This is a genomic window from Anaerococcus sp. HMSC065G05 (assembly GCF_001812365.1).
Classification (GTDB): Bacteria; Bacillota; Clostridia; order Tissierellales; family Peptoniphilaceae; genus Anaerococcus; species Anaerococcus vaginalis.
This window is the reverse complement of the sequence record NZ_KV808719.1, coordinates 1-19,794: the sequence shown is the minus strand read 5'-3', so window position 1 is coordinate 19,794 and position 19,794 is coordinate 1. Positions and strand designations below refer to the sequence as shown.

Genomic DNA, 19,794 nt, shown 5'->3' with positions numbered 1-19,794 from the left:
AGATGATTTGGTAGAACTTTATGCAAAAAGATCAAAAGCCAAGGGACATGCTTTTAGTGCAGATACAACTTGGCAAAAAGAATTTGAAGATTCTTTTATTTATGAAGAAACAGATAGCCAAGTAAGATCAATTAATGAAATTAAAGATGATATGGAAAATATCAAACCAATGGATAGACTTCTTTGTGGAGATGTTGGTTATGGAAAAACTGAAGTAGCTTTAAGAGCTGCATTTAAAGCAATAATGGACGGCTATCAAGTTTGTTTTTTAGTACCAACTACAATTCTTGCAAGTCAACATTATTCTACAATGAAAGAAAGGTTTAAAGATTATCCTGTCGAGTGTGCTTTATTATCTAGATTTGTAAGTAAAAAAGAACAAGATAAAAATATAAAAAATTTAAAATCAGGTAAAATTGATATTATTGTAGGAACTCATAGGTTATTATCAAATGATATAAATTTTAAAAATCTTGGCTTGTTAATTATAGATGAAGAGCAAAGATTTGGTGTAAGACATAAAGACAAGCTAAAAAAATTAAAAGAAAATATTGATGTTTTAACTTTGTCTGCTACGCCAATTCCAAGAACCTTACAATTATCATTAACTGGGATAAGGGATATGTCAACTTTGGATGAACCTCCAGAAAGAAGGCTTCCTGTAAATACTTACGTATTAGAATATGATTCATCAATTATAAAAAGAGCTATCGAAAAAGAGCTTGATAGGGATGGGCAAGTATATTTTGTCTATAATAGAGTTTATAATATCGAAAAAATTTACAATGAACTTGTTGAATTAATACCAGATGCAAATATTGCTATCGCTCATGGGCAAATGTCTGCAAAAAATCTTGAAAAAATAATGGAAGATTTTGTGAATGGGGATATTGATATACTTCTTGCCACAACGATCATTGAAACTGGTATGGATATACAAAATGTAAACACAATTATAGTTTATGATTCTGACATGATGGGACTTAGTCAACTTTATCAATTGAAAGGAAGAATAGGCCGATCATCTAGGTCTTCTTATGCTTATTTTACTTATGCCAAAGGAAAAGTATTAACTGAAATAGGTGAAAAAAGATTAAAATCAATTAAAGATTTTTCTGACTTTGGTAGTGGTTATAAAATTGCTATGAGAGATCTAGAGCTTAGGGGCGCAGGAAATATTTTAGGTGAAAGCCAAAGTGGGCAAGTAGAAGCTATTGGATATGACTTATATGTTAAATTCTTGCAACAAGCTGTTAATAAAGCAAGCGGAAAAGAATTTAAATCTAGCGATTTAAATGACGTATATATTGACTTGAAAGTAGATGCTTATATTCCAGAATCTTATATAGAAGATCAAGGACAAAAAATAGAAATGTACACAAGAATATCAAGAATTGAAACTTTGGAAGACTATAGCTTTCTTGTTGAAGATTTGATTGATAGGTATGGAGATATTCCATTAATGGTTGACAATATAATGTACGTATCATTGGTAAAATCCCTTGCTGATAAATTAGGTTTTGATGAAATTAGAGAAGTAAAAAATGAAATAATAATATCTTATGACGATAGAAATAAATTTACTTTTGAGCAATTATCTCAAATTAATGAAAATTATCACGGAGAACTTTCATTTGACTTTTCACAAAATCCAGCTTTTAAATTACCAAATAAAAATACAAAACTGTTAGACTGTTACGAATTATTAAAAGTTATTAAAAATGTTAAGGAGAAAAAATGAACAAAAGACTTATAGCCTTAGTTTTAGCAACAAGTTTTGCATTAAGTGCTTGTGCTAATGATGGAGCAAAAGACAAAAAAGACAACGGATCAAATGAAACTCAAACTTCAGAAAGTGCAAAAGGAGAAAAATTACCAGATGATGCAGTAGCATTAGTTGGTGGCGAAAAAATCACAAAAGATTCTTATAAAGATGAAATGAGTTTTTATTCTGCAATGCTTGCAAGCAGACAACAATTAAAACCTTCAATTGTTCAAATGCTAGTTCAAGATAAACTTATAGCAGATGATATGAAAAAAAATAATGTAAAAGTTGATGATAAAGCTCTTGATGACAAATTTTTACAATATGTTCAACAATTTGGTGGACAAGAAAAATTTGATAAAATGCTTGAAGATTATAATATGAGCAGTGATAAATTTAAAGAAACAATTAAAAAAGATGAAATTTATCAAAAACACAGAGCTTGGTTTGAAGAAAAAAATCCAGTAGATGAAAAACAAATTAAAAAATATTACGAAGAAAATAAAGATACTCTAGCTCAAGTTAAGGCAAGCCATATTTTAGTAGCTGACGAAGCAACAGCTAAACAAGTAAAAGAAAAACTAGATAATGGAGAAGATTTTGCAAAACTTGCAAAAGAATATTCAAAAGATACTGCTAATGCAGAAAAAGGTGGAGATTTAGGATACTTTACTAAAGATAAAATGGTTAAAGAATTTGCAGATAAAGCTTTTTCTATGAAAAAAGATGAAGTTTCTGATCCTGTTAAAACTTCTTATGGATACCATATAATAAAAGTTACAGATAAAAAAGATTCTCCAGAAGCATTAAAAGATGAAATTTCTAAAACTTTAAATGATAAAAAATATTCTGATTACCTAACTGATCTATTTAACAAAGCAAAAGTAGTAACAGAAGATGGTCCTCAAAAGAAGGAAACAAAAAAAGAATCAAAAACATCTGATAATAAAAAAGATGAAAATAATAAAGAAAATTCCAATAGCAATAATTAGTATTTCTTTAATTTTACTAAGTTCTTGTTCAAAAAAATTTGATAAGTACAAGTATGTAGCTGTTGTTAACGATGAAGGAATAAGCAAAGAATTATTTGAAAAAGAATTAAGTTATTACCAAAAATTTTATTTAAAAAAATATGGAGATAAATTCTTAGATTCTAAATCTAAAAAGGGAGATTCTAATTACAAAAAATTAGAATCTGAACTTTTAGATTCTTTAATTATGGATCAAGCTATGCTTGATGATTTGAAAAAAAATGGAATCAAAGTAACAAAAAATGATTCTCAAGAAATAATCGATAAAATAAGCCAAGAAATTTCATCAAAGGATTCACTAATTGAAAATGTAAAGTCATTTGGTGTTACAGAAGATGAATTTGAAGAAATTTCATATCAAGATTCAATTAGAAAAAAACACTATGATTATTTTTTAAACAATAATAAGGTTAAAGATTCTAAAATTTTAAAATATTATGAAGAGAATAAAAATCTCCATAAAAAATATAAGTATGATTGCTTGATTTTTGATGATAAAAAAGAAGCTATAAAAATAAGGTCTAATATTAAAAATTCTGATGATTTTAAAAATAATCTTAAAAATAAAGTTAGAAATTATGATATTTATAGGTCTGAGTTCGTTTATAACGATGATAATTTGCTTAAAGAATCATCACTAACCAAGGCAAACGAAATAAGTAATGTATTCAAATACAAAGATTCATACATAATTTTAATGGTTAATTCAATAAATAATAACAAAAAAAGTCTTTTGCTTGATGCAAAAGAATTATATTTAAGAAACGAATATAATAATTATTTGAAAAATCTTATAAAAAATTCAAATATCAAGCTTTTTATTTGAAAAACGCTTGAAATAAATAAAATATATATGTATAATCTTACTTAGAGTTAAGCAGAATAGATTAAGATTGATTTATAAGGAGGATATATGAATAAATCAGAATTATTAGTTAATATCTCAGAAAAAAGTGGACTTAAAAAAGTAGAAGCTGAAAGAGCATTAAATGCTTTCATCGAAACTGTAACAGAATCTCTTAAAAAAGAAGAAAAAGTTCAACTTGTAGGATTTGGTACTTTTGAAACTAGAGACAGAAAAGCTAGAGAAGGAAGAAATCCTAGAAAACCTGATGAAGTTATCAAAATTCCAGCTTCAAAAGCTCCAGTATTTAAAGCTGGTAAAACTCTTAAAGAAGCAGTTAACAATAAATAATAATTCAATTTTATATGTTAAAAGCCCAGATTTTTTTCTGGGCTTTTTAATTTATTTTATTTTCTCATATAAACTTTTTGGATTCTCATCCATATTTACAGTTACCGTTTTGAAATTTTCATAATAAACCATACCAAGTTTAGCTCCCTTTGCCTTGTTCACATTCTTTTTTTCCGTGTAGTCAACATCAACTTTATTTGATTTAGCTTGTGATGAGTTTGTTGCAGCAAGGTAGGAGGCTATTTTTATATCATTTTCATTCAATAAATTAGTTTTTAAAATAACGTGACTTCCTGGGGCATTTCTTACGTGGAAAAAATAATCATTTTTATTTGCAAGTTTTAAAGTTATATAATCATTTTGTCTTGAATTTTTTCCAACATATATATTACTATTATCCACAGTTTTAAACTGCATAGGTTTTGATTTGGATTTAGTTTTTTTCTTATTCCTCCTTGTATTTTTAATGATTTTATTTTCAATTAGTTCTTCTTTTATCTCATCTAAATCACTTATGCTTTCACTTCTTTCTACAAAATCAGATACTTGATTTAAATACTCTAATAAGTCTTTTTGCTTTGGAAGATCATCTTTTGCAAAATCTATGGAATTTTTAATTTTTTTGTATCTTTTATAGTAACTATCAACATTCTCCCATGGATTTTTTCTAGAATCTAGGCTTATTTTTATATCTTTATTGTTATTATAAAAATCTTTTAAAATTATTTCTTTATAGCCTTTGTTTAATTTATTTACATTTGCTGCTAGTAAATCGCCTTTCATTCTTATAGAATCCATATTTTTTTCTTTGCTTAGATTTTTATTTAAAATATCTATTTTTTTATTAACTAATTTAATTTGGCTATTTATTTTTCTTAATAAATTATTTTTAATTTGTCTAAGTCTATCATTGGATTTGTTTGATTCATAAAAATTTTCGATAGCATTGCTCATAGATTTGCATAATATTTTTTCAAATCCAAGACTAGATAAATCAAAGGAATAAAATTCCTTATAATTTCTACTATTCTTATATAAAACTGGACTGTAGGTATTATTAATTAATGAATTTCTAAGTTCATATAGATTATCATTAAGCAATTGTTTTTCATCTTCACTTACAAGTCCCCAATTTATTCTAGGATCAATATTTGATTTGTATATTAGCTCTTTGGCAATTGTAGGGGAGAATCCTAAATAATTTTCATATAAAAGTTTTTCTGGATTTTGATTATCTGCTATGTTTTTATCTAATTTTAAAATATCAAGTGAAAAATCTGATTCTAAAATGTTAATTTTATTGCTTTCTATAAATTTATATTCTAGACCTGGCAAGATTTCTCTAACTGATGACATTTTAAAATTTACTCTTTTAATCGAATCTATTATTTTATAATTTTCATCTGTTAATATTATATTGGAATATTTTCCCATTATTTCTACTATTAATTTATTTGAAATATCAAAACCCATTTCATCTACTGAAGATATATGAAAAATAATAACCCTATCCATTTTATATTGTTCAATATCAACAATTTTACTTTGATTTAAATATTTTCTTAAAACCATACAAAAATTAGGAGGGCTAATAGGATTTTCATATTTTCTTTCTGTAATATGAACTCTTGCCTCATTATTATTTGCACTCAATAATAATTTGTAGCTTTTTCCAACAGAATATATATTTAAAACAATATCATTTTTGGAAGGTTGGCTAATTTTTTGGATTTTTCCTCCAAGCAATAAATTTTTTATCTCAAAAGTTATGGCTTTTGTTACTAAACCATCGTAACTCATTAAATCACCTCTTTAATTTTTATATTTATATTATATCAGAATAATATACTTGAACTAAATTTTTGCATAATGTAAAATAGTAGTAATAAGGAGGCACGATGAAAAAAGGATTTTTATTAGTAATATCTGGACCTTCAGGTGTAGGTAAAGGAACGGTATTGCATGACCTTATGAATACGCAAAAAAACTTAGTTTATTCAGTTTCTGTGACTACTAGGAAACAAAGACCTGGGGAAATAGAAGGAGTAAGCTATTTTTTTAAGAGTCATGAAGAATTTGAAAAAATGATTGAAGAAGATAAATTTTTGGAATATGCTAAAGTTCACGATAATTATTACGGTACACCTAAAGACTTTGTCGAAGAAAAAATCAATGAAGGTAAGATAGTAATTTTAGAAATAGATGTTCAAGGAGCATTAAATGTTAAGAAAAATATTGATAATGGAGTTTATATTTTTCTGGCGCCTCCTAGCCTTAGCGAACTAAAAAATAGAATTGTTAATAGGGGAACTGAAACAGAAAGTGACATCAATCTAAGAATGCATAATGCAAGAAAAGAATTATCTTATATAAAAGATTATGATTACTTGGTTGTAAATGATCATTTGAATTCTGCTATAAATTTAGTAAATGAAATTATTAATGCAGAAAAACATAAAGTTTTTAGAGAAGAAATAGATTTTGAAAAGGAGTAAATATGAATAATCCATCTTTTAAAGAATTATCAGAAATAAGTTCAAGTAGGTACGAAATTTGCATGATGGCTGCAAAAAGAGCAAGAAGAATTGTAAATGGTTCAGATTTATTGACTAAAGAAGTAGAAGATAAACCTGTAACTCAAGCTTTACATGAAATAATGGAAGGAAAAGTAGAAAAAAATGATTAAGGGTAAAAATATTCTCCTAGGTGTTAGTGGGGGAATAGCCGCTTATAAAGTTTTAGATCTTTGCTCAAGATTAAAAAAAGAAGGAGCTAACTTAAAAATTATTATGACAAAGGCTGCTTGTGAATTTGTTAGTCCTTTGTCTTTTGAAACTATGGGAAAATGTCTTGTCTATTCTGATATGTTTGAAGGAAGTCATGAGAAGGTTCATCACATTGAGCTTCCAAAATGGGCAGATGTTTTTTTGGTTGCACCATTAAGTGCAAATACGCTTGCTAAAATGACTTATGGCATTGCAGATAATATGCTTACAGCCTCACTTTTAGCTTGTGATAAAGACATAATTGTAGCTCCTACTATGAATACAAATATGTTAAATAATAAGGCAACTCAAAATAATCTTAAAACAATTAAAGAAAGAGGAGTACATATAATTAATCCAAATTCAGGACTTCTTGCTTGCGATACAAGAGGAGATGGAAGAATGGAAGAACCTGAAAATATTGTAAGATACCTTGATTATTATTTTACAAAAAAAGATTTAAAGGGGAAAAAAATTATTGTTTCTGCTGGACCAACTGTAGAGCCAATTGATTATGTAAGATTTATAACAAATAAATCCAGTGGCAAAATGGGATATAATATAGCCATAGAAGCTTTCAAAAGAGGTGCTGATGTTAAATTAGTATCTGGTCCTGTAAATCCTATTAAGACAAATGGAATTGATAAAATAAATATTAGAACTAATTTAGAATTAAAAGAAGCAATTGATAAAGAATTTGATGATTGCGATGCCTTAATTATGTCAGCTGCTCCTACAGATTATAAAGTTAGAGAAGTAAGCGATAAAAAAATCAAAAAAAATGGCGACAATTTAAATCTAGAATTGATTGAAAATGTTGATATTTTAAAATATTTTGGAAATAAAAAAGATAAACAAGTTTTGATTGGTTTTGCTGCAGAAACAGATGACCTTATAAAAAATGCAAAAATAAAATTAGAATCAAAAAAGGCAGATTATATTATAGCCAATGATTTGAAAAAGAAGGGTGCTGGTTTTGATGTAGATACAAACATTGCATCAATTCTTTCAAAGGATAAGGTTGAAAAACTTGATATAATGACAAAAAAAGAATTAGCTAATAAAATTTTGGATCTTTTGGTTTAGGTGATAATTTGTATTGTTATGTAATACTTGATAGTAAAAGTAGATTTTTGGATAAATCTTTTACTTATCACATACCTGATAAATTTAAAAATAAAATAAAAAAAGGGATGAGAGTTATTGTCCCATTTGGCAAAGGCAATAAGAATACTATTGCCTTTGTTTACGATATAGTGAAAAATTTGAATGAAAACTTTGAAATAAAAGATATTGTAGATATTATTGATTCAAAAAATCTCGTAGATGATGAATTAATTAATTTAGCTTTTTTTATGAATAAAAGGTATCTTTCTCCTTTAAGAGCTTGTATAAAACAAGTCTTACCACCTGGAAATATTAAAGAAATCAAAGAATATTTTTATAAAACAAAAAATTTGGATAAAAAAGATAAGCTATATAAAATTTTAGAAGATAAAAAGTCTTTGGAAGATTTAATTAATAATTATGGGTTAGATATAGATACTTTAAGAAAATATAAAAAAGATAAACTAATAGATTCTTATTTTGACATTAATTCAAATCAAAATATTAATTATAAATACTTACTTAGTTTATCTGAAAATTATAGGGAAATTAAAATTCCCAAAAATGCCAAAAAACAAATAGAAATTATTAATTATATCAAGAATAATAAAAATTCAGATTATAAAGATGTATTAAGTAAGACAAACTCAAGTAAAAGTTCTTTAGATTCTCTTGTTAAGAAAAATATTGTAAAAATTAAAAAAATAGAAGTAAATGAATCTTTGGTTAAAGAAATAAAAAATTATGGCAAATTCTCATTAAATTGCGAGCAAGGTCAAGCCTTTAATAAAATTATAAAAAATCCTAATGAATCTTATTTATTAAAGGGAGTTACTGGAAGCGGAAAAACTGAAGTTTTTTTACAAATTGTAGAAGAAAATCTAAAAAAAGGAAAAGATTCAATAATTCTTGTTCCGGAAATATCATTAACTCCCCAAACTATAGAGAGATTTCAAGGAAGATTTAAGCAAAAAATTGCTATAATGCACTCAAGGCTAAGTCAAAAAGAAAGATTTCAACAGTGGAGAATGATTAAAAATGGAGAAGTTAAAATCGTTGTAGGTGCAAGAAGTGCAATTTTTGCTCCATTTAAAAATCTTGGTCTAATTATAATTGATGAAGAACACGACAAAAGTTATATATCTTCCCAAGATCCAAAATTTCATACTGATGAATTGGCCTTATTTAGAAAAAAATACAACAAGGCAACTTTAATATTTGCATCAGCCACTCCATCTATTAAAACTATGACTAAAGCTCTAGATGGAGACTATAAATTACTTGAACTAAAAAATAGAGTAAATGGAAAACTTCCAAAAGTAAACATTGTTGATATGAGAGAAGAATTGAAAAGTTCAAATTATTCAATGATAAGCTCTTTACTATATGAAAAAATTAAAGAAAAACTAAAAAATAAAGAGCAAACAATTTTATTTTTGAATAAAATAGGACATAATTCTTTTACTTTTTGTAGGCAATGTGGATACGTGATAAAGTGTGAAGCATGTGATGTTTCTATGACCTACCACAAAAATGTATCCAAATTAGTATGTCATTATTGTGGAAGAACAAAAAACCAACCTCATATTTGTCCTTCTTGTGGCTCAAATAAAATTAAAGAATTTGGTGCTGGGACTGAAAAATTGGAAGAAGAAATTAAAGCATTATTTCCAAAAGCAAATATCATAAGAATGGATTCAATGACAGCAAAAAATAAAAAAACTTATGAAAAAATGTATAAGAATATGAAAGAAAATAAAGTTGATATTCTTATTGGGACACAAATGATAGCAAAAGGTCTTGATTTTGAAAATGTAACCTTAGTTGGAATTATTAGTGCTGATTTATCTTTAAATATTAATGATTACACAGCTTACGAAACAAGTTTTGAACTATTAACCCAAGTTTCAGGAAGAGCAGGAAGGGCAGATAAAAAAGGCGAAGTGATAATACAAACCTATAGGCCAGATAATTTTGTTATAAATGCAGCAAGTAAAAATGATTACGAAAGATTTTATAAATATGAGATAGAAGCAAGAAAAGCTTTCGATTATCCACCATTTGTAAATTTGATAACTATTAAAGTATTAAACAAGTCGAGAATAAAATGCATAGACATATCGAAAAAAATAAAATATTATCTTGATTTAGAATATGAAAAAGATTTGGATGTTAAAATAATAGGTCCAAATCCATGCAAAATTTCTCGTATAAATAATAAATATAGATATAATATAATTATTAAAACGAATGAGGAAAAATTAGAAAAAATATCTGATTTTCTTATAAGGCTTAAAAATTACTTTATAAGTAAAAGCAAAGACATAAGCATACTGATTGCACTAAATCCAAGTGATATAAATTAAGGAGAAAAAATGTTTGATTTTTTTAAGAAAAAAAAGACTGATGAAAAAGAAAATAACAATAAAAATCTATCAGATGAAAATAATTTAGAAAAAAACGAAGAAAATGAAAAAATACAAGAAAGCGGATTTGAAGAAACTGAAACTATAGAAAAAAATTTAGAAAATGAAAATTTTAAACAATTACAAGATGACGATACCGAAGAAGAATTAGGATTTTTTACTAAATTATCAAAAGGTTTATCAAAAACAAGAGAGCAATTTTCCTCAAAACTTAAAAACTTATTTACTGCAAATGTAAAAATTGATGATGACTTATATGATGAATTAGAAGAAATTTTAATATCAGCAGATATTGGTATGAAATCAACTATTGAAATAGTGGACCAATTAAAAGATGAAATTAAAGAAAAATCAGTTAAAAATGCTGATGAAATTTTTCCTTTGCTAAAAGAAATTATGGAAAAAAAATTAGATGAAAAAAATCTTGAAAATAATTTAAATATTTCAAAAGATAAGCTAACAGTAATTTTAGTTATAGGGGTTAATGGAGTCGGTAAAACAACTACTATAGGAAAACTTGCCAATAACTTGAAAAAAGATGGATACAAAGTAACTTTAGCAGCTGCCGATACATTTAGGGCGGCAGCAATTGAGCAACTTGATTCATGGGCAAAACAATCAAACACACAAATGATTGCTCACAAAGAAGGCTCAGATCCATCAGCAGTAATTTTTGATGCAATCCAAGCAGCAAAAGCAAATAAGTCTGATGTATTGATTTGTGATACAGCAGGAAGACTTCACAACAAAAAAAATCTAATGAATGAATTAGAAAAAATAAATAGAACAATTTCAACTCATGCTAATAATGCAAATAGAGAAAATTTATTAGTATTAGATGCAACTACAGGACAAAATGCAATAAGTCAACTTAGAGAATTTAAAAATGTTTGCGATATTACAGGATTGATTTTAACAAAACTAGATGGAACTGCAAAAGGCGGTGTGATTTTCCCATTACAAGTTGAACTTGAAGTTCCTGTTAAGTATATTGGTGTAGGAGAAGGAATAAATAATTTAGAAAAATTTGATTCTAAATCATTTGTTGAAGCAATGTTCGAATAAACTTGTAATATATTATAATTTATGGTATATTACATAAGTACTATGCACATCTTTGGATAGGTTTGCGTTGCTAATTTAATTAGTTTAAAATCTAGTAGAAAAAGATGGAAGAAAATAAACGGAGGTAAGATATATGTCAATAGTATCAATGAAAAAATTATTAGAAGCTGGTGTACATTTTGGTCACCAAACAAGAAGATGGAACCCAAAAATGAAAAAATTCATCTTCACAGAAAGAAATGGAATCTATATTATAGATTTAGCAAAAACTGCAAATCAAATTGAAAAAGCTTACGAAACAATTAGAGATATTGCTAGTGAAGGTGGAACAGTTTTATTTGTAGGAACAAAAAAACAAGCTCAAGATTCAATTGAACAAGAAGCTAAAAGATGTGGTCAATACTATGTATCTAACAGATGGTTAGGTGGTATGTTGACAAACTTTAACACAATTAGAAATAGTGTAAACAAACTTAAAAAATATGAAACAATGGAAGAAGATGGAACATTTGATCTTTTACCAAAAAAAGAAGTTCTACAATACAACAAAGAAATGGATAAATTAGAAAAAAATCTTGGTGGAATCAAAGATATGGAAGATTTACCAGATGTATTATTTGTTGTAGATCCATCAAATGAACAAATAGCAGTTCACGAAGCTAGAATTTTAGGTATTCCAGTTATTTCAATTGTAGATACAAACTGTGATCCAGATGTAGTAGATATTGCTATTCCTGGAAATGACGATGCTATAAGAGCTGTAAAACTTATTACTTCTTTAATGGCTGATGCTGTAATAGAAGGAAATCAAGGTAGTGAATTCGCAGTAAGTGAAGAAGACTTTGAAGAAAGTGATGAAGAAGAAACAGAATCAGAAGATTTAGAAGAAAACGATCAAGAAGAATCTATTGAGGAATAATTAGGAGGATATCATGGCAGTAAGTGCAAAATTAGTAAAAGAATTAAGAGAAAAAACTGGCGCAGGAATGATGGATTGTAAAAAAGCTTTAACTGAAACTGATGGTAATATAGATGATGCTATAAAACTATTAAAAGAAAAAGGACAAGCTACTTTAGATAAAAAAGCTGATAGAATTGCTGCTGAAGGAATTATTGGTTCATACATTCACAACGATAAAATTGGTGTAATCGTTGAAATCAATACTGAAACAGATTTTTCAGCAAATACAGATACAGTTAAAGAATTTGCAAAAAATATAGCTATGCATATAGCTGCTTTAAATCCACTATACATTTCGGAAGAAGACGCTGATGAAAAAGATGTAGCAGAACAAAAAGAAATATTAATTAAACAAGCTATGAATGAAGCTAATCCAAATATGCCTGAAGACAAAAAAGAAATGATAGCTCACAAAAAAGTTGAAGGTAGACTTAAAAAATATTTCAAAGATGTATGCTTAATGGATCAACAATATATCAAAAATCCAGATCTTACAATTGAACAATATCTAAGAGAAACTGCAAATAATGTAGGAGAAAACATCAAAATCAGAAGATTTGCTAGATTTGAAGTTGGCGAAGGTTTAGAGAAAAAAGAAGAAGATTTCGCTAAAGAAGTTCAAAGCCAAATGAATGCTTAATAATTAAATTATAAAGAAAGCCGTTTGGCTTTCTTTTTTTACAAAGAATTCATAGTAATTTACTATGATTTTTTTCTTAATTGATTGAAACATTATTTTTTTACTATATAATATTAACAATTGAAAAAATTAAATGATTTTTTAATTTTAAATTATAAAAAATTTGAAAGGAGAATTAATGAAAATTTATAATAACGCAAAAGAAATAATTGGGAACACTCCATTATTAAAATTAAATTCCTTAAAAAAAGAAGGAAGAGCAGATATTTATGTAAAAGTTGAAAAAAATAATATAGCAGGCTCTATTAAAGATAGAATAGCTTTGTATATGATAGAAGAAGCAGAAAAAAATGGAAAACTAAAAAAAGGCGATACAATTGTAGAGCCAACAAGTGGAAATACTGGCCTAGCTCTTGCTGCCCTTGCTGCTGCAAAAGGATATAAATGTATATTAACTATGCCAAGCTCAATGAGTATAGAAAGATCGAAACTTGCTCAAGCCTATGGAGCTGAAGTAATAAGGACAACAGAAAATGGTCTTCAAGGATCAGTTGATAAGGCTATAGAATTATCAAAAAAAGACGGATATTTTATGCCAGACCAATTCTCAAACCCCGCTAATATAAAAGCTCATTACGAAACAACTGGTGTTGAAATTTTAAATGAAATATCTCCAGATGCTTTTATTGCAGGAGTTGGAACTGGTGGAACTGTAACAGGAGTTGGCAAAAGACTAAAAGAAAATAATGAAAATGTAAAGATTTTTGCAATTGAGCCAGCAGAAAGTCCTTTATTATCAGGTGGTAAGGCATCAGGTCACAAAATCCAAGGAATAGGTGGAAACTTTATTCCTAAAAATTTAGATTTTGATTTAATAGATGGAATTGTTGATGTTAAAGGCGATGATGCTATAAAAATATCTAGATACTTAGCTAAAAACGAAGCATTAGCTGTTGGAATTTCTTCAGGAGCTAATGTATGTGGTGCAATAGAAATTGCTGATAAGCTAGGTGAGGGTAAAAAGGTTGTTACTGTTTTGCCAGATACAGGCGAAAGATATTTGTCAACAGAATTATATAATATAGAATAATATGACTTTTGAAGAATATAAAGATGAATTAGTTAGGGCGGCTTTAGAAAAAGATCCTGCCTTAACTAAGGAAGAAGATGCTTTGAGATTTTCTCCAGGAATTAAGGCTTTATTAGCTCATTTTGAGGCACACAAATTATATTTACAAGGAGAATTTTCTAAGGCAAATGAGATTAGTCAAAAAGCTAGAAGAGAAACTGGCATTGAAATCCATCCTGGTGCTAAGATTGGAAGAAGATGTTATATAGATCATGGAATGGGTGTTGTGATTGGAGAAACTGCTGAAGTTGGCGATGATGTGTTAATGTATCATGGTGTTACCCTAGGTGGTTTAAAAAATGCAAGAGTAAAAAGACATCCAACTGTTGGTAATAATGTTTTAATTGGAGCAGGTGCAATTTTATTGGGAAATATTACCATAGGTAATTTTTGTAAAATTGGTGCAAATTCTGTAGTTTTAGATGATGTGCCAGATGATTGTACCGCAGTAGGAGCTCCAGCTAAGATTATAAAACATAAACATAATAAATAATAAAAGGGCTGTTATTTAATTTTAAATTATTAACAAATATTTTAAAATTAGCAGCTCTTTAATTTTAAGAGGTAGTATGTACAAAAAATTTAAATGGTTTATCAAGTATTATAAGAAATATTATATCATTGGAGTTATATTTTTATTATTAAGTGATATTGTTTCACTATTTTTGCCATATATTATTGGAAAATTAATTGATTTAATATACAACAATTCAATTGATTTAAATAATTTTATTAAAATTATATCCTTTACTATATTTGTGGTTATTTTAAAATATTTTTTGGCTATGGGTTGGTCTTATAATGTTTTTAAGGCTAGTGGAAGCATAGAATATTTAGCAAGAAATAAGTTAATGAGAAAATTTTTAAACCAATCCCAAGAATTTTTCGAAAAAAATTCTACAGGATCTCTTATGGGAAAATCTACCAATGATATTTCTCAAATATCAATAATGGCAGGTTATGGAACTCTAGCATTAATAGATTCTACAATTCTTCCTTTTAGTATAATTTTGGTTATGATTTTTACTATCGATTTAAGGCTTACTTTGCTTTCTATTTTACCATTACCCTTTATTGCTATTATCTATTTTAAAATAGGGGATAAGATTTACGATAAGTCAAAAAAAGTAAATCAATCCTTCGATAGGTTAAATGATAGTGTTTTGGAAGATGCAGAAGGTATAAGGCTTATTAGGGTTTTCAACATAGTTGAAAATAGGAGAAAAATATTTTATAAAAATGCTGATGAATTAGCTACAAACAATATAATTCTTGCAAAATATCAAGCACTTTTAGCTCCTGTAGAAAGAATTATAACTTCACTTACTTTTATTATAGCAATAGGATTTGGCTCATATTTAATGAGATTAGGAAAAATTTCTATAGGTCAAATTGTTTCTTTTACCTATTATTTAAATATGCTAGTCTGGCCAATGTATGCTCTAGGAGATTTTATAAATTTAAAAGAGCAAGCTAGCGCTGCTATGGATAGGATAGATGAAACTTTAAATTATAAAGAAGAAATAAAAAATACAGATAATAAAAAAAGCGTCAATTTACCATTGAATATAGAATTTGATAATCATAATTTTAAATATCCAAGTTCAAAAGAAAATATATTAAACGAAATAAACTTATCTATAAAAAATTCTAAGTCTTTGGGGATTTTAGGAAAAACTTCATCAGGCAAAACTACTCTGATTAAACAAATTTTAGACTTATATAAGGTTGATAAATCTGATATATATTTTAATGATGATATTTCATCAGATATTTCTTTTAAAAGTTTTAAGGAAAATCTTGGGTATGTTCCACAAGAAAATATGATTTTTTCAGATACTTTAAGAAATAATATCTTATTTGCAAAAGAAGATGCCAGTGATGAAGAGTTGAATTTTGCAATAGAAATAGCAGATTTTAATAAAGATATAGCTGATTTTCCTGAAGGTCTTGAGACTATTACTGGAGAAAAAGGAGTTTCATTATCAGGTGGACAAAAACAAAGATTGTCTATTGCTAGAGCTGTATTAAAAAATCCAGAAATTTTAATCCTAGATGATGCTATGAGTGCTGTTGATGCCAATACTGAAAAAAATATAATTACAAATTTAAATAAATATAGGAGTAATAAAACAACAATTATAGTAGCTCATAGGATAAGCCAAGTGCAAAATTGTGATGAAATTATTGTTTTAGAAGATGGAAAAATTGTTGAAAAAGGAAACCATTATGAGCTAATGAAAAATGATAAATGGTACAAAAAACAATATGAAAATCAAATTTTAGGTGATATGTATGATTAAGGCAAATGAAAAGAAAAATTATAATAAATTAAAAACTTACGCATTAGATGAAAAAAAGTCTTTACTTATTGGATTTATTTTTTCTTTTTGCGAACTATATTTGAAATAATAGGACCTATGATTATTGCTTTTATAATAAATGATGTATTAAAATCTAAGCTTACACCACAAAGCTACAAAAAAATTGCTATACTATTATTTATATATTTTATCGTTTTTGTATTGTCAGGAATATTATTAAATAGATCTAGAGTTAATTTTCAAATTGCAGCTAATAAAATTGCATCAAAAGTACAAAAAGATGTCTATGATAAAGTATCAACTTTTCCAATTTCCTATTTTGATAATCTTCCTTCAGGAAAAATCGCATCAAGAATAACCAATGACACAAATAAATTAAAAACAATGTTTCAACTATTGTTTTCTGATATTATAAATTCCTTAATATTAATCATTGGTCTATATATAACACTTTTATTTACTGATACAATAGCAGCTTTAATGCTTTTGATACTCATGCCTATTGTGTATTTGATATTTAAAACTTATTTAAATAAAACTTATGCATATACAAAAGATATAAAAATCTATACAGCAGATGTTAATGCAAAAATTAATGAATATATTCAAAATATGGAAATTATTCAAGTTTTTAATAGAGAAAATTATATTTTCAAAAAATTTGATGAGATAAATAGAAAAATATACGATTTGAATATTAAATTATCCAAATTAAGATCTTATTCAGGTTATAGAGCTATGGATATTATTCAATTTTTAGCTATAATAATCGTGCTTATTTATTTTGGTCTTGGCTCAATTACAAATATATATTTTGTAACAATAGGCTCTTTATATATGGCAATAGACTATACAACCAAAATTTTCAATAATATCAATACAATAATTATGAGATTTGGAGATGTCGAAGATGCTCTAAGCTCAGCAAATCACATATTTGAACTTTTAGAAATGAAATCTATGGAAAAATTAGAAAATAAAAAAATAAATTTAGAAAATGACATTTATTTTGATGATATTTATTTTTCTTATGATAATGAAGATGTAATAAAAGGAATTTCATTTGAAGTTAAAAATGGAACATCCCTTGCTTTTGTTGGGCAAACAGGTTCTGGCAAATCAACTTTGATAAATCTGCTTTTAAATTTTTATTCCCCAAGAAAGGGAAAAATATATATAGGAAATACCAACATTAATAAAATAAATAGAGATTTATTGAGAAAAGATATGGCAGTTGTTTTGCAAGATGCTTTTTTATTTAAAGCTAGCATAAAAGAAAATATTAGCTTGGGAGAAAATTTTACAGACAAAGAAGTTATAGAATCACTAAAAAAGGTTGGTGGACAAAAATTATTAAAACGAGGTATTGGCAGCAAAGTTTTAGAAAATGGATCTAATTTGAGCCAAGGAGAAAAACAACTCATATCTTTTGCAAGAGCTTATATAAGAGATCCAAAAATTCTGATTTTAGATGAAGCGACATCAAATATAGATACGGAAACCGAAAAAGTAATTCAAGAAGGTATAAATGAATTAAAAAAAGACAGAACAACTTTTATAGTTGCTCATAGATTATCAACAATAAAAAATGTAGACAAAATTATTGTCTTATCACACGGCAAAATTTTAGAAAGTGGCAATCACGAACAATTAATCCAAAATAATGGAGAATACAAAAAAATGTATCTAAAGCAAATGAAAGAAAAATAAATTTAGAAAAACTTTTTCGTATAAATATAGATTTATGATATAATTATTTATAGGATGAAAATCCTAATTACAGGAGGTGATAAAATGAATTTTAATCAAATTATTCTATCTGTCGCCTTCATAATATTAGCTTTTTTTATAGGCTATCTTTGTAGAAAAAAAATAGGTGAATCAAAAATTTCTTCTGCAGAAGAATTATCTGCAAGAATTATTGATGAAGCAAATAGAGATGCCGAATCTCTAAAAAAAGATGCGCTAATAAGTGCTAAAGATGAGATTTCTAAACGCAAAAAAGAAAGCGAGCAAGAAATTAACAAAAAAAATAATGAACTTGCTACAAAAGAAGGTCATCTTTTAAAAAAGGAAGAGAGTCTAGACAAAAGATCCTTATTATTAGATAAGAAATCTGATGAAATCTCTAGTGACCAAAAAAAGTTAAAACAAAAAGAAGACAGAATTGAGAAACTTATCGAAGAACAAGAGTTGAAGTTACAAGATATTGCTGGACTTACAACAAATGAGGCCAAAGATATTTTACTTCAAAGCTTAAAGAATGATGTTGTTCATGAACAAGCTAAAATCATTAAAGAGTTTGAAGAAAAAACAAAAAATGAAAGTAAAAAATTAGCTTCAGAAATTCTAGCAACAACAATTCAAAGATATGCGGCTGATGAAGTAGCAGAAAGTACAGTTACAGTAGTATCATTGCCAAACGATGAAATGAAAGGTCGCATAATTGGAAGAGAAGGTAGAAATATCAGAGCTTTTGAACAATTATCAGGAACAGATATGATAATTGATGACACACCAGAAGCTGTAGTAATATCTGCATTCGAACCAATCAGAAGAGAAATAGCTAAAGTAGCATTGGAAAGATTAATACTTGATGGAAGAATAAATCCATCAAGAATCGAAGAAATGCTAATGAAAGCAGAAGATGAAGTTGAACAAAGAATAATTGAAGACGGACAAAGAGCAATTGAAGAAGTGGGAATACACAATCTTCATCCTCAACTTGTAAGACTTGTAGGAAAACTTAAATTTAGAACTTCTTATGGACAAAATGTTTTAAAGCATTCCATAGAAGTTGCAAAAATCGCTGGAATGTTAGCTCAAGAATTAGGACTTGACGACAAAGATGCTAAAAGAGGAGGACTATTACATGATTTAGGAAAAGCCATAGATCATGAAGTAGAAGGAACTCATATATCAATAGGAGTCGAAGCTGCCAAAAAATATGGCGAAAACAAAAATGTAATTAATTGTATTGAATCCCATCACGGAGATGTAGAAGCTAATTGTATAGCCGCAATCCTAGTACAAGCATCAGATACAATTTCAGCAGCAAGACCTGGAGCAAGGAGAGAAAGCTTAGAAAATTATATTAAAAGACTAGAAAACTTAGAAGAAATTGCTAATTCATTTGATGGTATAGAAAAAACTTTCGCTGTTCAAGCTGGAAGAGAACTTAGGGTAATGATAAAACCTGAAAAAATATCAGACGATCAAATGGTTGTAATTGCTAGAGAGATTGCACAAAAAATCGAAAATGAATTAGAATATCCTGGTCAAATAAAAGTTAATGTAATTAGAGAATCAAAAGCAATAGAATATGCTAAATAAAATTTAAGGAGAGGAGAAATCCTCTCTCAGACTGTAGACAAAGTAGATGAAAA

Annotated in this window: 17 protein-coding genes; 16 read left to right on the top strand and 1 reads right to left on the bottom strand. The window is 27.2% G+C overall.

From position 1 onward, the window contains the following. Positions 1-7 precede the first annotated feature (7 nt). The 4 genes from HMPREF2852_RS10120 to HMPREF2852_RS06255 all read left to right on the top strand — a co-directional run bounded on the left by HMPREF2852_RS10120 (position 8) and on the right by HMPREF2852_RS06255 (position 3,991). On the top strand, positions 8-1,741 hold the full coding sequence (locus HMPREF2852_RS10120; RefSeq protein ID WP_261668192.1) for a DEAD/DEAH box helicase: 1,734 nt from the start codon (positions 8-10) through the stop codon (positions 1,739-1,741). After that, a complete protein-coding gene (locus HMPREF2852_RS06265) occupies positions 1,738-2,757 on the top strand; it encodes a foldase protein PrsA (RefSeq protein ID WP_070606719.1) in 1,020 nt (339 codons plus the stop codon). Before HMPREF2852_RS10120 ends, HMPREF2852_RS06265 begins: the two co-directional genes overlap by 4 nt. Next, on the top strand, positions 2,720-3,622 hold the full coding sequence (locus HMPREF2852_RS06260; RefSeq protein WP_070606717.1) for a peptidylprolyl isomerase: 903 nt from the start codon (positions 2,720-2,722) through the stop codon (positions 3,620-3,622). The genes HMPREF2852_RS06265 and HMPREF2852_RS06260 overlap by 38 nt, the downstream gene beginning before the upstream one ends. Positions 3,623-3,709: 87 nt before the next feature. Beyond that, the gene (locus HMPREF2852_RS06255; RefSeq protein ID WP_004838829.1) at positions 3,710-3,991 is read left to right on the top strand and encodes an HU family DNA-binding protein; all 282 of its coding nucleotides are present in this window, start codon (positions 3,710-3,712) and stop codon (positions 3,989-3,991) included. Between the two features lie 51 nt (positions 3,992-4,042). On the opposite strand, the gene HMPREF2852_RS06250 is transcribed toward HMPREF2852_RS06255, so the two are convergent. Continuing rightward, positions 4,043-5,791, bottom strand: a complete 1,749-nt coding sequence (locus HMPREF2852_RS06250; protein WP_070606714.1) for an Rqc2 family fibronectin-binding protein — start codon at positions 5,789-5,791, stop codon at positions 4,043-4,045. A gap of 98 nt (positions 5,792-5,889) precedes the next feature. Here HMPREF2852_RS06250 and gmk point away from each other — a divergent pair, with 98 nt between their 5' ends. The 12 genes from gmk to rny all read left to right on the top strand — a co-directional run bounded on the left by gmk (position 5,890) and on the right by rny (position 19,741). Next, positions 5,890-6,486, top strand: coding sequence for a guanylate kinase (gmk, locus tag HMPREF2852_RS06245; RefSeq protein ID WP_004838827.1), 597 nt, complete (start codon positions 5,890-5,892; stop codon positions 6,484-6,486). 2 nt (positions 6,487-6,488) lie between these two features. Beyond that, on the top strand, positions 6,489-6,677 hold the full coding sequence (gene rpoZ, locus HMPREF2852_RS06240; protein ID WP_004838826.1) for a DNA-directed RNA polymerase subunit omega: 189 nt from the start codon (positions 6,489-6,491) through the stop codon (positions 6,675-6,677). Then, on the top strand, positions 6,670-7,842 hold the full coding sequence (coaBC, locus tag HMPREF2852_RS06235; protein ID WP_070606711.1) for a bifunctional phosphopantothenoylcysteine decarboxylase/phosphopantothenate--cysteine ligase CoaBC: 1,173 nt from the start codon (positions 6,670-6,672) through the stop codon (positions 7,840-7,842). Before rpoZ ends, coaBC begins: the two co-directional genes overlap by 8 nt. Positions 7,843-7,850: 8 nt before the next feature. Then, positions 7,851-10,229 (top strand): primosomal protein N', encoded by a 2,379-nt coding sequence (gene priA, locus HMPREF2852_RS06230; RefSeq protein WP_070606708.1) that lies wholly within the window; start codon positions 7,851-7,853, stop codon positions 10,227-10,229. Between the two features lie 9 nt (positions 10,230-10,238). Then, positions 10,239-11,354 carry a signal recognition particle-docking protein FtsY gene (gene ftsY / locus HMPREF2852_RS06225; protein ID WP_070606705.1) on the top strand — a complete coding sequence of 372 codons (1,116 nt, stop codon included), beginning with the start codon at positions 10,239-10,241 and terminating at the stop codon, positions 11,352-11,354. Between the two features lie 133 nt (positions 11,355-11,487). Continuing rightward, on the top strand, positions 11,488-12,273 hold the full coding sequence (gene rpsB / locus HMPREF2852_RS06220; protein WP_070606702.1) for a 30S ribosomal protein S2: 786 nt from the start codon (positions 11,488-11,490) through the stop codon (positions 12,271-12,273). Positions 12,274-12,283: 10 nt separating this feature from the next. Continuing rightward, complete coding sequence (tsf, locus tag HMPREF2852_RS06215; protein WP_186821936.1) at positions 12,284-12,955, top strand: translation elongation factor Ts; 672 nt, start codon at positions 12,284-12,286, stop codon at positions 12,953-12,955. 178 nt (positions 12,956-13,133) lie between these two features. Then, a complete protein-coding gene (gene cysK / locus HMPREF2852_RS06210) occupies positions 13,134-14,045 on the top strand; it encodes a cysteine synthase A (protein ID WP_070606697.1) in 912 nt (303 codons plus the stop codon). Position 14,046: 1 nt separating this feature from the next. Further along, positions 14,047-14,577, top strand: a complete 531-nt coding sequence (gene epsC, locus HMPREF2852_RS06205; RefSeq protein WP_070606693.1) for a serine O-acetyltransferase EpsC — start codon at positions 14,047-14,049, stop codon at positions 14,575-14,577. A 76-nt stretch (positions 14,578-14,653) separates the two neighbouring features. Continuing rightward, positions 14,654-16,387, top strand: coding sequence for an ABC transporter ATP-binding protein (locus tag HMPREF2852_RS06200; RefSeq protein ID WP_070606690.1), 1,734 nt, complete (start codon positions 14,654-14,656; stop codon positions 16,385-16,387). Between the two features lie 117 nt (positions 16,388-16,504). Further along, complete coding sequence (locus HMPREF2852_RS06195) at positions 16,505-18,118, top strand: ABC transporter ATP-binding protein (protein WP_261668180.1); 1,614 nt, start codon at positions 16,505-16,507, stop codon at positions 18,116-18,118. Positions 18,119-18,202: 84 nt separating this feature from the next. Beyond that, positions 18,203-19,741, top strand: coding sequence for a ribonuclease Y (rny, locus tag HMPREF2852_RS06190; protein WP_070606687.1), 1,539 nt, complete (start codon positions 18,203-18,205; stop codon positions 19,739-19,741). The last annotated feature ends 53 nt before the right edge of the window (positions 19,742-19,794 follow it).

Bases quoted from the DNA above. Each gene is read 5' to 3' on its own strand.
- HMPREF2852_RS06265 (WP_070606719.1), top strand. From the start codon at position 1,738: ATGAACAAAAGACTTATAGCCTTAGTTTTAGCAACAAGTTTTGCATTA.
- HMPREF2852_RS06260 (WP_070606717.1), top strand. From the start codon at position 2,720: ATGAAAATAATAAAGAAAATTCCAATAGCAATAATTAGTATTTCTTTA.
- HMPREF2852_RS06255 (WP_004838829.1), top strand. From the start codon at position 3,710: ATGAATAAATCAGAATTATTAGTTAATATCTCAGAAAAAAGTGGACTT.
- HMPREF2852_RS06250 (WP_070606714.1), bottom strand. From the start codon at position 5,791: ATGAGTTACGATGGTTTAGTAACAAAAGCCATAACTTTTGAGATAAAA.
- gmk (WP_004838827.1), top strand. From the start codon at position 5,890: ATGAAAAAAGGATTTTTATTAGTAATATCTGGACCTTCAGGTGTAGGT.
- rpoZ (WP_004838826.1), top strand. From the start codon at position 6,489: ATGAATAATCCATCTTTTAAAGAATTATCAGAAATAAGTTCAAGTAGG.
- coaBC (WP_070606711.1), top strand. From the start codon at position 6,670: ATGATTAAGGGTAAAAATATTCTCCTAGGTGTTAGTGGGGGAATAGCC.
- ftsY (WP_070606705.1), top strand. From the start codon at position 10,239: ATGTTTGATTTTTTTAAGAAAAAAAAGACTGATGAAAAAGAAAATAAC.
- rpsB (WP_070606702.1), top strand. From the start codon at position 11,488: ATGTCAATAGTATCAATGAAAAAATTATTAGAAGCTGGTGTACATTTT.
- cysK (WP_070606697.1), top strand. From the start codon at position 13,134: ATGAAAATTTATAATAACGCAAAAGAAATAATTGGGAACACTCCATTA.
- epsC (WP_070606693.1), top strand. From the start codon at position 14,047: ATGACTTTTGAAGAATATAAAGATGAATTAGTTAGGGCGGCTTTAGAA.
- HMPREF2852_RS06200 (WP_070606690.1), top strand. From the start codon at position 14,654: ATGTACAAAAAATTTAAATGGTTTATCAAGTATTATAAGAAATATTAT.
- HMPREF2852_RS06195 (WP_261668180.1), top strand. From the start codon at position 16,505: ATGATTATTGCTTTTATAATAAATGATGTATTAAAATCTAAGCTTACA.
- rny (WP_070606687.1), top strand. From the start codon at position 18,203: ATGAATTTTAATCAAATTATTCTATCTGTCGCCTTCATAATATTAGCT.